Annotated in this window: 12 protein-coding genes; 4 read left to right on the top strand and 8 right to left on the bottom strand. The window is 71.4% G+C overall.

Features of this window, described 5'->3' with window-relative positions; all coding sequences use genetic code 11:
- The first annotated feature begins 6 nt into the window (after window positions 1–6).
- From ACFYZA_RS22220 to ACFYZA_RS22210, 3 genes are all read left to right on the top strand, one after another.
- Window positions 7–387, top strand: a complete 381-nt coding sequence (locus ACFYZA_RS22220; protein WP_382595563.1) for a nuclear transport factor 2 family protein — start codon at window positions 7–9, stop codon at window positions 385–387.
- 4 nt (window positions 388–391) lie between these two features.
- Window positions 392–841 carry a VOC family protein gene (locus tag ACFYZA_RS22215; protein ID WP_388492293.1) on the top strand — a complete coding sequence of 150 codons (450 nt, stop codon included), beginning with the start codon at window positions 392–394 and terminating at the stop codon, window positions 839–841.
- 87 nt (window positions 842–928) lie between these two features.
- The gene (locus tag ACFYZA_RS22210; protein WP_382595557.1) at window positions 929–1,759 is read left to right on the top strand and encodes an SDR family NAD(P)-dependent oxidoreductase; all 831 of its coding nucleotides are present in this window, start codon (window positions 929–931) and stop codon (window positions 1,757–1,759) included.
- Between the two features lie 71 nt (window positions 1,760–1,830).
- Here the strand turns inward: ACFYZA_RS22210 and ACFYZA_RS22205 are convergent, their stop codons facing one another.
- From ACFYZA_RS22205 to ACFYZA_RS22170, 8 genes are all read right to left on the bottom strand, one after another.
- A complete protein-coding gene (locus tag ACFYZA_RS22205) occupies window positions 1,831–3,441 on the bottom strand; it encodes an FAD-binding oxidoreductase (protein ID WP_388492291.1) in 1,611 nt (536 codons plus the stop codon).
- Between the two features lie 114 nt (window positions 3,442–3,555).
- Window positions 3,556–3,930, bottom strand: a complete 375-nt coding sequence (locus tag ACFYZA_RS22200) for a nuclear transport factor 2 family protein (protein WP_382595551.1) — start codon at window positions 3,928–3,930, stop codon at window positions 3,556–3,558.
- A gap of 54 nt (window positions 3,931–3,984) precedes the next feature.
- Window positions 3,985–5,172 (bottom strand): MFS transporter, encoded by a 1,188-nt coding sequence (locus ACFYZA_RS22195; RefSeq protein ID WP_382595548.1) that lies wholly within the window; start codon window positions 5,170–5,172, stop codon window positions 3,985–3,987.
- A 130-nt stretch (window positions 5,173–5,302) separates the two neighbouring features.
- Window positions 5,303–6,487, bottom strand: coding sequence for a low temperature requirement protein A (locus ACFYZA_RS22190; RefSeq protein WP_382595544.1), 1,185 nt, complete (start codon window positions 6,485–6,487; stop codon window positions 5,303–5,305).
- 140 nt (window positions 6,488–6,627) lie between these two features.
- On the bottom strand, window positions 6,628–7,527 hold the full coding sequence (locus tag ACFYZA_RS22185) for a ribokinase (RefSeq protein WP_388492289.1): 900 nt from the start codon (window positions 7,525–7,527) through the stop codon (window positions 6,628–6,630).
- 111 nt (window positions 7,528–7,638) lie between these two features.
- Window positions 7,639–9,597 carry a substrate-binding domain-containing protein gene (locus ACFYZA_RS22180; RefSeq protein ID WP_388492287.1) on the bottom strand — a complete coding sequence of 653 codons (1,959 nt, stop codon included), beginning with the start codon at window positions 9,595–9,597 and terminating at the stop codon, window positions 7,639–7,641.
- On the bottom strand, window positions 9,587–11,170 hold the full coding sequence (locus ACFYZA_RS22175; RefSeq protein WP_388492285.1) for a sugar ABC transporter ATP-binding protein: 1,584 nt from the start codon (window positions 11,168–11,170) through the stop codon (window positions 9,587–9,589). The genes ACFYZA_RS22180 and ACFYZA_RS22175 overlap by 11 nt, the downstream gene beginning before the upstream one ends.
- Entirely contained in the window at window positions 11,167–12,183 is a 1,017-nt protein-coding gene (locus ACFYZA_RS22170) for a LacI family DNA-binding transcriptional regulator (RefSeq protein WP_388492283.1), read from the bottom strand. Before ACFYZA_RS22170 ends, ACFYZA_RS22175 begins: the two co-directional genes overlap by 4 nt.
- A 215-nt stretch (window positions 12,184–12,398) precedes the next feature.
- Here ACFYZA_RS22170 and argG point away from each other — a divergent pair, with 215 nt between their 5' ends.
- A complete protein-coding gene (gene argG, locus ACFYZA_RS22165) occupies window positions 12,399–13,847 on the top strand; it encodes an argininosuccinate synthase (protein WP_382595530.1) in 1,449 nt (482 codons plus the stop codon).
- Window positions 13,848–13,984 lie beyond the last annotated feature (137 nt).

Below are 13,984 nucleotides of genomic sequence, written 5' to 3'. Positions count from 1 at the left end.
CTCCCCATGAGCACGAACAGCACACGAGAGATCGTCGACACCTACTACCGGCTGGCCAACGCGGGTGAGTGGGACGCGTGGTGCGACCTGTTCGCCGTCGACCAGACGATGGACGAACAGCTCGCCGGGCACGTGGAGGGACGCGAGACGCTCCGGGACATGATGAAGGGCTTCCCGGAGATGTACGCCTCGTTCTCCAACACCCCGGTGCACATCGTGGTGGACGGCGAGCAGGCCGCGGTCGTCTCGCACATCTCGGCCGTCACCACCGGCGGCGACAGCGTGGAGGCGGCGGTCTGCAACTACTTCCAGGTCTCCGGCGGCCTGATCCACTACATGTCCAACCACCACGACAGCGTGCCGTTCGCGGCCGTCACCGGGGCGTGAGGCCATGTCCGCACCCGTCGACGTGAACGTCCGCTGGTCGCACGTCGGGCTCAACTGCCTCGACCAGAAAGCCACCGAGGAGTTCTACACCCGCTGGTTCGGCTTCGGCCGGGCCCGGGTGGTCGAGGCCGACGGCAGCCGCGTGGTGTTCCTGCGCAGCGGCCCGGTCTATCTGGAACTCTTCCCCACCACGTCGGCGCCCGCCTTCGACACCGTCAAGGACGGGCCCGACAACCCGGGCGCGGCCCGGCACCTCGCCTTCCAGGTCGACGACGTCGACGCGTTCCTCGCGGCGGCGGACGGCGAACTGGAGATCACGCTCGGTCCGCTCTCGTTCGACGAGTTCATCCCCGGCTGGCGGACCGTCTGGTTCCGCGACCCCGACGGTGTCGTCATCGAGGTGAGCCAGGGCTACACCGACCAGTCCGCACAAGAGCTGCGGACGTACGCGTGAATCCGCACGATCGCACGGGGCACGGCCGGTCGCTCGACCGGCCGTGCCCCCATTGGCACCATCCGACATCCCACGGAGTGAAACCGCATGACCGCTGTCACCGAGCAGACCGTCCTCATCACCGGTGCGACCGACGGCCTCGGCCGGGCCCTCGCCCATGAACTGGCCGCCCTGGGCTACTCGTTGATCCTGCACGGCCGCAGCGCCGGCAAGGGTCAGGAGCTCCTCGACGAGCTGCGCGAGAAGACCGGGAACCAGAACATCAGCTACGAGCTGGCCGACTTCGCCTCGCTGAAGGACATCGGTGCGCTCGCCGACCGGATCCTGGAGCGGCACGACCGGCTCGACGTCCTGGTGAACAACGCCGGCATCGGCGTGGAGCTGGCCCGCCAGGAGAGCCAGGACGGCTATGAACTGACCTTCCAGGTCGACTACTTGGCGGCCTACATGCTCAGCTGCCGCCTCGCCCCGCTCCTCGTGCGCTCCGCGCCGGCCCGCGTCATCAACGTCAGCTCGGCCGGGCAGGCCCCGATCGACTTCGGTGATGTGATGCTGGAGCGCCGCTGGGACGGGGTGCAGGCGTACTGCCAGGCGAAGCTGGCGCAGATCAGCCTGACCGTGGACCTCGCCGAGCAGCTCGCCGGCACGGGCGTCACGGTCAACGCCCTGCACCCGGCCTCGTACATGCCGACCAAGATGGTGGTGCACCTGTTCACACCGCAGAGCACGGTCGCCGAGGGCATGCGCAACGTGGCGCGCCTGGTCACCGACCCCGCGCTCGCGGAGGTCACCGGCGAGTACTTCGACCGTGACCGCCGCTCGCGGGCCGGCGCCCAGGCCTACGACCCGGCGGCCCGCGCCCGCCTGCGCGAGCTGAGCGAGTCCCTGACCGGGGTGGCGCTGCCCGCCCTCACCTGATCCTTCTCCCCCTGTCCCCGCGAAGTGCCCCGCCCCGGTTCGCCGGGGCGGGGCACTTCGCGCGCTGGGGCTCAGGCCGTGATCGACAGGGCGTGGTGGAAGACGTTCCGCGGGTCCCAGGTCCTCTTGACCTGCTGCAGGCGCGGGTAGTTGCCCTTCCAGTACAGCGTCTGCCAGGGCACGCCCGAGGTGTTCCACGCCGGGTCGGCGAGGTCGGTGTCGGGGTAGTTGATGTAACTGCCGTCGGCGGCCCCGTCGGGCAGCGGCACCCCGCCGGTGTCGGCGTACATGTCGCGGTACAGGTCGCGCATCCAGGCGATGTGCCGGGCGTCCTGGGTGGGGTCGCTCCAGTACGTGGTGAAGTTGGCCTTCAGCATCGAGTCGCGCTGGGCCAGTGCGGTGGCGCTCGGCGCGACGCTGTTGACCTGGCCGCCGTAGGTGTAGAGCAGGATGCCCGCGTGGCCGTCGTAGGTCTTGTCGGAGAGGTTGCGCCACAGCACGGCGAGCTGGGCGTCCGACCAGCCCTGGCGCAGATAGGCGCCCTTGAACTTGCCGCGGTTGAACACGCCCGTGTCGTAGGGGTCCTTGAGGGTGGCCTTGAGCCAGGGCCAGCTGGAGGTCGCCGTGGCGTGCGGGGCACTCACTCCGGCGGCGACGGCCGCGAGGTAACTGTTCATCAGGTCGGCCGAGTTGGCGAGCGAGCCGTCGATCTGCGCGCTGAGCACCAGGGTGCCCTGCACGTAGTTGTTCAGGATGAACACGCTGTTGAGGCTGTCGTACGGGGTGCCGACCGTGTTGTTCGCGTGGTGCCAGTTGTTGTGGTTGCGCACCAGGCGGTTGAAGTCGGCCTCGGTGAGGTCGCTCCACTTCCAGCTGGCGCTGGCCTTGAGGAGGGTGGCCGGGGGCTTGGGGAGCAGGTTCGAGGGGGTGCTTCCGGTGGCGTTCGGGGAGCGGAACCAGTACCGGGTGACGATGCCGAAGTTGCCGCCGCCTCCGCCCGTGTGCGCCCACCACAGCTCGCGGTTGGGGTCGGCGGCGTCGCGGGTGGCGACCACGCAGCGGGCCGTGCCGGAGGCGTCGACGTACACCACCTCGACCGCGTACAGGTGGTCCACGACCGCGCCGTACTGGCGGCACATGGCGCCGTACCCGCCGCCGCTGACGTGGCCGCCGACGCCGACGGTGGGGCAGGTGCCGCCGGGTATGGTGACGCCCCACTCCAGGTAGAGCGTGCGGTAGACATGGCCGAGCAGGGCGCCGGCCTCCACGGCGAACGCGCGGCGCGCGGAGTCGTAGGTGATGGCGCTCATCTCGGACATGTCGACGAGTATCCGTACGTCGGGGTCGTCGACGAGGCCGTCGAGGCAGTGTCCGCCGCCGCGGACGGCGATCCTCTTGCCGCCGGAGACGGCCTCCTGCACGGCGGCCACCACCTGGTCGGTGGAGTGCGTCAGGCGTACGGAATCGGGCTTGGCGACGAATCTGGCGTTGTAGCCGCGGGCCGTGAGGTCCAGATAGCGGGGGTCGTCGGGCGTGACGGTCACGGCGGCGACCGCCGTGCTCGTGGTGGTCGGCGTGCTCGACGCGGCCCGGGCGGGCCCCGCCGCGGTGATGCCGAGCACGGCCGCGCCGCCGACTCCGGAGGCGGTGCCGAGGAATCCCCGGCGGGTCACTCCAGCCATGGTTGTCTCCTTCAGTATCCGTGGACGTGCCGTCAACAGGTGGGTGAAAAGGGAGCTGCCGCTCCTCGAAGCCAGGGCCTCGGGGAGCGGCAGCAGGGGGAGCCGGGGGGTGGCTCAGTAGACGTCGTGACCGCTGACGGTGGTCTCCGGCACGTCCTCGCGGACGTCCCAGTGCTCCACGATGCGGCCGTCGTCGATGCGGAAGACGTCGACGACGACCATGCCGCGGTGGCCCGGCTGCGGGCGGAAGTGGGAGTGCGTGAAGACCAGGCCGTCGTCGCCGGCGATCCGGCGGATCTCGAACCGGGCCTCGGGCAGCTGCTTGCGGAAGCCCTCGATGAACTCGACCAGCGGCTTGCGTCCGTCGGGCAGGTTCGGGTTGTGCTGGATGAGGCGGTCGGCCAGGTACTCGTCGGCCCGCTCGGTCTGCCCCTCGTTCCAGATGTTCTCGATGTAGTCGCGCACGAGCTGCACGTGGTGGTTGGACACGGTGTCTCCTTGTTGTTTCTGCCTGTTGCGAGGTGTGGTTCGGGGGTGGTCCCGTTACGAGCTGGGGACCGGTGTGGCGGGCCGTTCGGCCACCGTGACCTTGCGGGCCGACGAGGCGTGCGCGAGGGCGGCGACGGCGAGGATGACGAGGGCGACGGCCGGGATCGGGCCCGCGCCCATGCCGGGCAGCAGGGCGCTGCCGATGAAGCTGCCCAGGCTCATGCCGAGGTAGAGGGCGGCGGCGTTCATGGCCAGGATGAGACCGGGCTGGGTGGGCAGCAGGTCCACGAGCCGGGCCTGTTGGGGTGCCTGGTACATCTGGCTGAAGAACGCCCAGATCGCGAAGAGCACGAGTCCGGGCTCGGAGTGCGGTGCCACCAGGAGCAGGACGAATCCGGCGGCGAGGCCGGCGACCGCGATGGTGATGGTGCGCGAGCCGCCGAGCTTCTCGGCGATCCGGGGCGACGAGGCGTTGCCCAGGACACCGATGACGCCGAACGCGAGCAGGGTGACCGAGATCAGGCCGGACGAGGCACCGAAGCGGTCCTTGAGATAGGCGCCCGCGATGCCGTAGACCGTGAACTGGGCCGCCATGAACAGCAGCGTCGTCGAGACGGTGGAGAGCGCGGCGGGGGTGCGCAGGGCGGAGCGGTAGGCCTTGACCGTGGGCGGCTCACCGGAGGGGATCTCCGGCACGTACACCGCGACCAGCAGACACCCGAGTGCCGACAGCGCGGCCACTCCGAGCATCGCCGGACGCCAGCCGAGGCTGCCGCCGAGGAACGAGGCGAGCGGGACGCCGAGCACCGCGGCCGCCGTCATTCCGGCGAACACCGTGGCGAGGGCGCGCTGCCTGCGCTCGGGCGGGACGATCAGTGAGCCCGCCGCCGAGGCGCCGGGTCCGAACACGGCCGCGCCCATCGCGCCGACGACCCGGGTCACGACCAGGAAGCCGTAGTTGGGGGCCAGCGCGCCGAGCGCCGCGCCCACGGTCAGCAGGCCGATGCCGAGCAGGAGCACCCGCTTGCGGTTCCAGCGGCGCAGCAGAATCGGGGCGGCCGGGGCGAACAGGGCGAACGTGAGCGCGAAGACGGTGACCAGGAAGCCCACGCGAGCCGGCGCGACGTGCAGGTCGTCCCCGATGGGACCGTTGAGGCCGACCACTGCAAGTGAGATCGTCCCCAGACTGAAATAGCCCAGCGACAACGCGAGCAGGGCCGGTGTCGAACTGCGGGACGGCATCACGCCACCTCCTTTTCCATGCCGGAGAAACTTGAGTACGCAGGAACGGTAGGGTCCGAAGGCCCTCGGTCTCGCGCTCGGCGGGCACCCCCCGGAGCACTCTGCGAGGTCCCCCCTCGTACTACGTCAACTAGGCGCCTGACGAGGCCTGTTGACCCTTTCTGAAGATCATCGGGACCTCTCGTCCGCTGCTGATGAGCCAGTGTTCGAGACCGTTCACGGCGACGAGCAGCGCGGCCGCCGAGCCGAGCGTGGCGAGCCCCGGGAGCCAGGGCGCGGCGCCGCCGAGCGCGAACAGGGCGAGGGCCCCGGCGAACCGGGTCAGGGACGCGGCGCCGAACATGCGGCGGCGGGTGTAGCAGAAGGTGAGGGTGAACAGGGCGGCGCCGACGGGCAGCAGGGCCGCCGCGAGCCGATGGGGCACATGGGTGGGCTCCACGACGATCCGGTCGGCGCCGACGGAGACGAGCAACAGGCCCAGAACCAGCACCAGATGGCCGTAGCTGAGCACGTCACGCACCACGACGGACGGGGTGGGATGGGTGCGCAGGGCGTGGGCGATGGCGGAGGCGACCAGGTGGAAGTAGAGCCACCACAGGGCGCAGCCGGTGAGGAAGGCGAGGGAGACGGCGAGCAGTTCGAGCACCCCGAGCCGGCGCCCGGCGACCCAGGCTCCGACGGACACCACGTTCTCGCCGAGCGCGATGATGATGAACAGGCCGAAACGCTCGGGCAGATGGTTGACGCCGAACGCCAACTGCCGCAGATGGCCGCTCAGTACGAGCGGCGCGAGGATCTCCGCGACCACGGCGACGGCCCAGCCCGCGGTCCGCAGGCCGGGGGGCAGCACGGCCGTGGCGAACAGGACGAGGGCGAAGGCGAGTCCGGCCCGGTAGGGGTGGATGGTGTAGACGGCGCACTCGCGCCGGATGGCCTCCCCGATGAGCAGCCGCAGCGCGAGATAGCACCCGGCGTAGAGCAGCGCCTCGGAGCGGGTCTCCAGGGCGTGCGGGGCGGCGACGCTCATGCCGTAGGTGGCGAGACCGGCGAGCAGCAGAAACACCCGCTGCATGACGGTCTCGTGCACGGCGTTCATCGCCATGACGACGTCGACCCAGGCCCACCAGAGCGGCACCAGGACCAGCAGACAGCTGGCGAGGGTCGCCCAGTCGGGATGCTGGGCCAGCGCGTGGGCGATCTGGCTCACGCCGAAGGCGAGCACGAGATCGTAGAAGAGTTCCGTCCAGGTCGCCCGGTCCCTGACATCGACGAACCCGGCTTCCGCGGACCGTACTTGACCAGCGAGGTAGACCACCGCTGCACCTGCTCCCCTCGGACGACGGGAATTGCGGTTGCAGCGCCAAATCTGTCCGTACGTCCGCGGGTGTCCGGGCCGGCCGGCGGCGCGGGGGCGCATTGCCGTAAGTCGGGGCGGGCGCTATCCCAACTCGGCCGTCACTCGCCCGGCAGCTCCTCGGCGGTCGGGTAGGACTCCTGGGCCCCCTTCCTCGTGACGGCGGCGGCCCCGACCCGGGACGCGTAGGCGGCGGCCTGTGACAGGTTCTCGCCCCGGCCCAGACGCCAGGCCAGGGCCGCGGTGAAGGCGTCGCCCGCGCCCGTGGTGTCGACCGGGTCGACGCGCGGGCTCGGCACCCGCCGGGTGCCGTCCGGCCCCGCGACCAGCGCGCCCGCCGCCCCCAGGGTGACGACCACGGAGCGCGGGCCGAGCGCGAGGAGCGCGGGTACCCAGTCCTCGGGGGTCTCCCCCGCCGCGTCGCCGAGCATGAAGCGCGCCTCGTGCTCGTTGACGATCAACGGGTCGCAGGCCGCGAGGACTTCGTCCGGCAGCGGGGCCGGCGGCGAGGGGTTCAGCACCAGGCGGGCGCCCGGAGCCAGACAGCGCGCCACTTCGGCGACCGTCGCCAGGGGGATCTCAAGCTGGACGGAGACGACGGGGGCCGAGGCGAACAGGGCTCCGGCGGCGCGGATGTCCTCGGGGGCCAGCCGGGCGTTGGCGCCCGGGGACACGACGATGCTGTTGTCGCCGGAGGGGTCGACGACGATCAGGGCAACGCCCGTGGGCGTCTGATCCACCAGCACGCCGTCGGTGTCGACCCCGGCCGTGCGCAGCGAGCCCCGCAGCAGCCGCCCGTGCTCGTCGTCGCCGACCTTGGCGAGCAGGGCGGTGCGGGCGCCGAGGCGGGCTGCGGCGACCGCCTGGTTCGCGCCCTTGCCGCCGGGGTGGACGGCGAGGTCGGAGCCGAGCACGGTCTCGCCGGCTGCGGGCCTTCGGTCCACCCCGACGACGAGGTCCGCGTTGGCCGATCCGACGATCAACAGGTCGTGGTGGTGCATGAGGTCATCCTTCGATGGCGCTGATGGTGCTGATGGCTCTGGTGGTGCCGATTGCTCTGGTGGTGCCGACCGTTCTGATGGTTCGTCAGAAGTGCATCAAACCGGGTGACTTCAGGAGAAGTCCGCCACGTTCTCCCGGGTCACCACCTTGACCGGCACCTTCACCGCGCTGTCCGGCTTCTTGCCCCGGATCGCGAGGACCGCGTTGCGTACGGCGAGCCTGCCGATCTCCTTGGGCTGCTGGGCCACCGAGGCGTACAGCGTGCCCGCCCCAACTGCCTTGATCCCGTCGGGAGTTCCGTCGAATCCGACGACGGCCACCGCGCTGCCCGCCCGGTCGCCGAGCGCCTTGACGGCACCGAGGGCCATCTCGTCGTTCTCGGCGAAGACGCCGGTGAGGTCGGGGTGCGACTGGAGGAGGTTGGTCATGACGTCCAGGCCCTTGGTGCGGTCGAAGTCGGCGGGCTGGCGGGCGACGACCTCGATGCCCGGGTACGCCTTGAGCCCTTCGGCGAAGCCCGCGCCGCGCTCCCGGCTCACCGAGGTGCCCGCGGTGCCCTGGAGGACGGCGATCCGTCCCTTGCCGCCGAGCTTCTCGGCGAGGGTACGGGCCGCGAGCCGGCCGCCCGCCGCGTTGTCGGAGGCGACCAGGGTGGCGGTCTCCGCCTTGTTCACCCCCCGGTCGGCGGCGATCACCGGGATGTGCGCCGCGTTGGCGCCGCGCACGGAGGGGCCGACCGCGTCCGAGTCCACCGGGTTCACGATGACCGACTTCATGCCGGAGCTGGTGAAGTTCTGTATCTGGTTGGCCTGTTGGGACGCGTCGTTCTGGGCGTCGGTGACGGTCAGATCGATGCCCTCCGCCTTCGCCTCGGCCTGGGCGCCCGCCTTCATCTGCACGAAGAAGGGGTTGTTGAGGGTGGAGAGGGACATCCCCAGCTTGGGCGCGCCGCTGCCGGACGACCCGGGGTTCAGGAGGTATCCGGCGCCGATGACGGCCGCCAGGCAGACCGCGGCGACGGCCAGTTTCATCACCCCGGGCCCCTTGCGGCCGGACCCGGACCCGGCCGCACCCCCGGCGGCGCCGGGCGTGACCCCGGCCTTGCGGCGCAGGGTGTCGAGCAGGACCGCGAGCGCGATGACGACGCCGATGACGACCTGCTGCCAGAACGCCGACACGGAAAGGAGGTTGAGGCCGTTGCGCAGGACCGCGAGGATCAGCGCGCCGATCAGGGTGCCCGACGCCTTGCCGACGCCGCCCGACAGGCTGGCCCCGCCGATGACGACCGCGGCGATGGCGTCGAGCTCGTACCCCTGGGCCGCCTGCGGCTGGGCCGAGACGAGGCGCGAGGCGAGCACGATGCCGGCGACGGCGGCGAACAGGCCGGACAGCGCGTAGATGACGAGCTTCTGCCGCTTCACCCGCAGCCCCGACAGCCGCGCCGCCTCCTCGTTGCCGCCGATCGCGTACATCGAGCGCCCGATGTAGGTGCGGGACAGGATGAGCGCCGTGAGGAGTCCGGCCGCGATCATCACCAGGACGGGGACCGGCAGCCAGCCGCCGAGCGTGTCGCCGAGGACGGAGACGGAGTCGGGGAAGGCGATGGGGCTGCCCTGGGAGATCACCAGGGACAGGCCCCGGCCGACCGACAGCATCGCCAGCGTCGCGATGAACGGCGGGAGTTTGCCGTACGAGACGAGGACGCCGTTGACCAGTCCGCACGCGATGCCGGTGGCGACGGCCATCAGGACGGCGAGCCACACGGGCACGCCCTCGGACGTCGCCGACCACGCGAGCACGGTCGCCGAGAGCGCGGCCACCGAGCCGACGGACAGGTCGATGCCCGCCGAGACGATGACGAAGGTGACGCCGAACGCGAGGATCGCGGTGACCGCGGCCTGCACGCCCACGTTCAGCAGGTTCTGGGTGGTGAGGAAGTCGCCGGAGAGCAGCGCGAGGGCCGCCACCAGGACCACGAGGGCGGTCAGCGCGCCGTTGTCGAGCAGCAGGCGGCGCACGCCCCGGGCCCCGGCCGCGCCGGTCTGGTTGTCGAGCGTGTCAGTGGCCACGGGAGCCCTCCACATCTTCCTGTACGTTCGGTGCGGCGACCGCGTCCGGTGCGGCGACGTTCGGTGCGGCGACCGCGAGGGCCATGACGGCGTCCTGGGTCGCCTCGTGCGCGGGGAGTTCTCCGGCGATCCGGCCCTGCGCCATGACCAGGACCCGGTCGCTCATGCCGAGCACCTCGGGCAGATCGCTGGAGATCATCAGGACCGCGTGGCCGGACGCCGTCAGCTCGTTGATGAGCTGGTAGATCTCGACCTTGGCGCCCACGTCGATGCCACGGGTCGGCTCGTCGAGGATCAGCAGCCTGCTGTCGGCCAGCAGCCACTTGCCGATGACGACCTTCTGCTGGTTGCCGCCGGACAGGGTGCGCACCTGCTGGTCGAGCCCGGCCATCCGCACGCCGAGCTGTCCGGCGATGCGGGCGGCGGCCGCGCGCTGGCCCTTGAGGTCGACGAGCCCGGCGCGGCTGGCGGAGCGCAGGGTGACCAGTCCGAGGTTCTCCTGCACGGAGGCGTCGAGCACCAGGCCCTGCCCCTTGCGGTCCTCGGGCACGAGCCCGACGCCGGCGCCCATCGCCGCGTTCACATCACCCCGGGCCAGGCGTTCGCCGCGCACCTCGACGGTGCCCGCGTCGTAGGGATCGGCGCCGAACACCGCGCGGGCCACCTCGGTGCGGCCCGCGCCGACGAGACCGGCGAGGCCGACGACCTCCCCCGCCCGTACCTCGAAGCTCACGTCGTGGAAGACACCGTGCCGGGTCAGCCCGCTCACCTGGAGCAACGGCCGTCCCGGGGCGGTGCGTTCGCGGGGGTACTGCTGCTCGATGCCGCGGCCCACCATCAGCCGTACGAGCTCGTCCTCGGGGGTTGTGGCGGGGACCTGGCCGACGCTGCGGCCGTCGCGAAGGACGGTGACCCGGTCGCCGAGCGCCGCGATCTCCTCCAGGTGGTGGGTGATGAAGACGATGCCCACGCCGTCGTCGCGCAGGGTACGCACGATACGGAAGAGCCTGTCCACCTCCTCGGAGGTGAGCACGGCGGTCGGCTCGTCCATGATCAGTACGCGGGCGTCCAGGCTGAGCGCCTTGGCTATCTCCACCATCTGGAGCCGTGCGATGCCCAGTTCGCGCACCTTCGTGCGCGGGGGCACGTCGACGCCGACCCGCCGGAGGAGCTTTCCGGCGGCCTCCTCCATCGCCCTGCGGTCGATCATGCCGAAGCGCCGGGGCTGGCGGCCGAGAAAGATGTTCTCGGCGACGCTCAGCTCGGGCACCAGGTTGAACTCCTGGTAGATGGTGGCGATGCCGAGGCGTTCGGCGTCCTGCGCACTGTGGATGCGCACCTCGTGGCCCCCGGCGAGGATGCGTCCGCTGTCGGGGCGGTGAGCGCCGGAGAGCATCTTGATGAGGGTGCTCTTGCCCGCGCCGTTCTCACCGAGCAGGACGTGCACCTCGCCGCGGCGCAGATCGAAGTCCACCCCGTCGAGGGCCCGCACCCCGGGGAAGGCTTTGCGCACCCCTTCGATGCGCAGCAACTCCCCTTCATCAAGGGGTGGTTGACGCTTGTCCTGGCTCACTGCGCGCTCCTCGGGTTCGGGTCGCCCTCGCCGCAGGAACGGCGTACGACGAGGCGGGCGGGGAGGGTGACGGACGGCGGGGTGCCGCCGTCGATGAGGGCGGCGAGCGCGTGTACGGCGGCCCGGCCGAGCTCGCCGGTCGGCTGGGCGATGGCGGTGACGGGCGGATCGGTGTGCACGAACCACGGGATGTCGTCGAAGGCGGCGAGCGCGATGTCGGTGCCGATGTGCAGCCCGTGGGCGCGCAGGGCGTCCAGCGCGCCGAGGGTCATCAGGTTGTCGGCGGCGAAGACCGCGTCCGGCGGCTCGGCGAGCGCCAGGAACCGTTCGGTGGCCCGGCGCCCGCTGGCTGCCTGGAAGTCGCCCTGGCCGACGTATGCGTCGGGCAGCGCGAGGCCGTGCGCGCCGAGCGCCGCCCGGAAGGCCTCGACGCGCTCGCTGCCGGTCGTGGTGGCGGCCGGGCCCGCGATGATGGCGAGCCTGCGGCGGCCGAGCCGGTGCAGATGGGCGACCAGGTCGCCGATGGCGGCCCGGCCGTCGGCGCGCACCACGGGTACGTCGATGCCGGGGATCCAGCGGTCCACGAACACCATGGGGGTGCCGCCGCGTGCGGCCTCCAGCATGAGGGGCGAACCGCCGTCGGTGGGCGAGACGAGCAGCCCGTCGATCCTGCGGTCCAGGAGGGTGCGGACGTGGTGGTCCTGGAGGTCCGGCCGCTCGTCCGCGTTCCCGATGATCACGCTGTAGCCGAGCGCCCGGGCCGCCTCCTCCACCGAGCGCGCCAGCTCGGTGAAGTACGGGTTCAGCACGTCGCTGATGACCAGGCCCAGGGTGCGCGTCTGGTCGGTACGCAGCGAACGGGCCACGGCGTTGGGCCGGTAGCCGAGCGCCTCGACCGCCGCGAGCACCCTGGCCCGCGCGGCCGCGCTGACCGACGGATGACTGTTGAGCACCCGCGACACCGTGGCGACGGACACCCCCGCCTCGGCCGCGACATCCTTGATGCCCGCCATCGCCGGACCACCTCCTCGTGGAACCTCGCTGCCCGGTTCCCCGCCGCGCATCCGGGCGTGGAATCGATTACACGCCCCCATGGAATCGATTACATCCCCTCAGGACAAGCCCCTCCGGGGGTAGCGAGACCGGATCGTGACAGGGGACCGCAGAGAGCGCCGGCGAGCACCGAACGCGGGTTGCATAAACATTCAGGAAGATGCATACTCTTCCCATGTCCAAGGTTCTCACCTCCCTGCCCGCCGGCGAGCGCGTCGGCATCGCCTTCTCCGGCGGCCTCGACACCTCCGTCGCGGTCGCGTGGATGCGCGACAAGGGTGCCGTCCCGTGCACCTACACCGCCGACATCGGCCAGTACGACGAGCCCGACATCGCGTCGGTGCCCGGCCGTGCGAAGGCCTACGGTGCCGAGATCGCGCGCCTCGTCGACTGCCGGGCCGCGCTGGTCGAGGAGGGCCTGGCCGCACTCGCGTGCGGCGCGTTCCACATCCGCTCGGGCGGCCGCGCCTACTTCAACACCACCCCCCTGGGCCGTGCCGTCACCGGCACCCTGCTCGTGCGGGCGATGCTGGAGGACAACGTCCAGATCTGGGGCGACGGCTCGACCTTCAAGGGCAACGACATCGAGCGGTTCTACCGCTACGGGCTGCTCGCCAACCCGCACCTGCGGATCTACAAGCCCTGGCTGGACGCGGACTTCGTGACCGAGCTCGGCGGCCGCAAGGAGATGTCCGAGTGGCTGCTCGCCCACGAGCTGCCCTACCGCGACAGCACGGAGAAGGCGTACTCCACCGACGCCAACATCTGGGGCGCCACCCACGAGGCCAAGACCCTTGAACACCTGGACACGGGTGTCGAGACCGTCGAGCCGATCATGGGCGTGCGCTTCTGGGACCCGTCCGTCGAGATCGCCACCGAGGACGTGACGATCGGCTTCGCCCAGGGGCGTCCGGTCACGATCAACGGCAAGGAGTTCGCCTCGCCGGTCGACCTGGTCATGGAGGCCAACGCCATCGGCGGCCGCCACGGCATGGGCATGTCCGACCAGATCGAGAACCGGATCATCGAGGCCAAGAGCCGCGGCATCTACGAGGCGCCCGGCATGGCCCTGCTGCACGCCGCGTACGAGCGTCTCGTCAACGCGATCCACAACGAGGACACCCTCGCCCAGTACTACAACGAGGGCCGGCGGCTCGGCCGGCTGATGTACGAGGGCCGCTGGCTGGACCCGCAGGCGCTGATGGTCCGCGAGTCGCTCCAGCGCTGGGTCGGCTCGGCCGTCACCGGCGAGGTGACCCTGCGGCTGCGGCGCGGCGAGGACTACTCGATCCTCAACACCACGGGCCCCGCGTTCAGTTACCACCCCGACAAGCTGTCGATGGAGCGTACCGAGGACTCGGCGTTCGGCCCGGTGGACCGGATCGGCCAGCTCACGATGCGCAACCTCGACATCGCCGACTCGCGTGCCCGCCTGGAGCAGTACGCCGGCCTCGGCATCGTCGGCACCGCGCACCCGGAGCTGATCGGCGCCGCCCAGGCGGCGGCGACCGGCCTCATCGGCGCGATGCCGGAGGGCGGCGCGGAGGTCATCGCCTCCCGTGGCCAGGTCTCCGCCGACGACGAGCTGCTCGACCGTGCGGCGATGGAGTCCGGCACCGACTGACGTCCGGCGCGACATGACGGCGGCGGTCCGCTCCCCCGGGGGAGCGGGGGCGGGGCGGGGTGGGGGGGCCACCCCCGGGTCCCCGGGCCCCGGGGCGACGAGGGGCGGGGGGGGGGGGGGGAGGGGGCGAGGGGGGA

Origin of the sequence: Streptomyces sp. NPDC001828 (assembly GCF_042892175.1) — a bacterium.
In the GTDB taxonomy this organism is placed as follows: Bacteria; Actinomycetota; Actinomycetes; order Streptomycetales; family Streptomycetaceae; genus Streptomyces.
Note: the sequence above shows the minus strand (reverse complement) of the source record. Positions and strands in the feature narration are given on the sequence as shown.

What these genes read in the sequence shown, in the direction of transcription:
- ACFYZA_RS22170 (WP_388492283.1), bottom strand. Translation starts at nt 12,183, where the DNA reads ATGGCGGGCATCAAGGATGTCGCGGCCGAGGCGGGGGTGTCCGTCGCC.
- argG (WP_382595530.1), top strand. Translation starts at nt 12,399, where the DNA reads ATGTCCAAGGTTCTCACCTCCCTGCCCGCCGGCGAGCGCGTCGGCATC.
- ACFYZA_RS22205 (WP_388492291.1), bottom strand. Translation starts at nt 3,441, where the DNA reads ATGGCTGGAGTGACCCGCCGGGGATTCCTCGGCACCGCCTCCGGAGTC.
- ACFYZA_RS22185 (WP_388492289.1), bottom strand. Translation starts at nt 7,527, where the DNA reads ATGCACCACCACGACCTGTTGATCGTCGGATCGGCCAACGCGGACCTC.
- ACFYZA_RS22195 (WP_382595548.1), bottom strand. Translation starts at nt 5,172, where the DNA reads ATGCCGTCCCGCAGTTCGACACCGGCCCTGCTCGCGTTGTCGCTGGGC.
- ACFYZA_RS22215 (WP_388492293.1), top strand. Translation starts at nt 392, where the DNA reads ATGTCCGCACCCGTCGACGTGAACGTCCGCTGGTCGCACGTCGGGCTC.
- ACFYZA_RS22220 (WP_382595563.1), top strand. Translation starts at nt 7, where the DNA reads ATGAGCACGAACAGCACACGAGAGATCGTCGACACCTACTACCGGCTG.
- ACFYZA_RS22210 (WP_382595557.1), top strand. Translation starts at nt 929, where the DNA reads ATGACCGCTGTCACCGAGCAGACCGTCCTCATCACCGGTGCGACCGAC.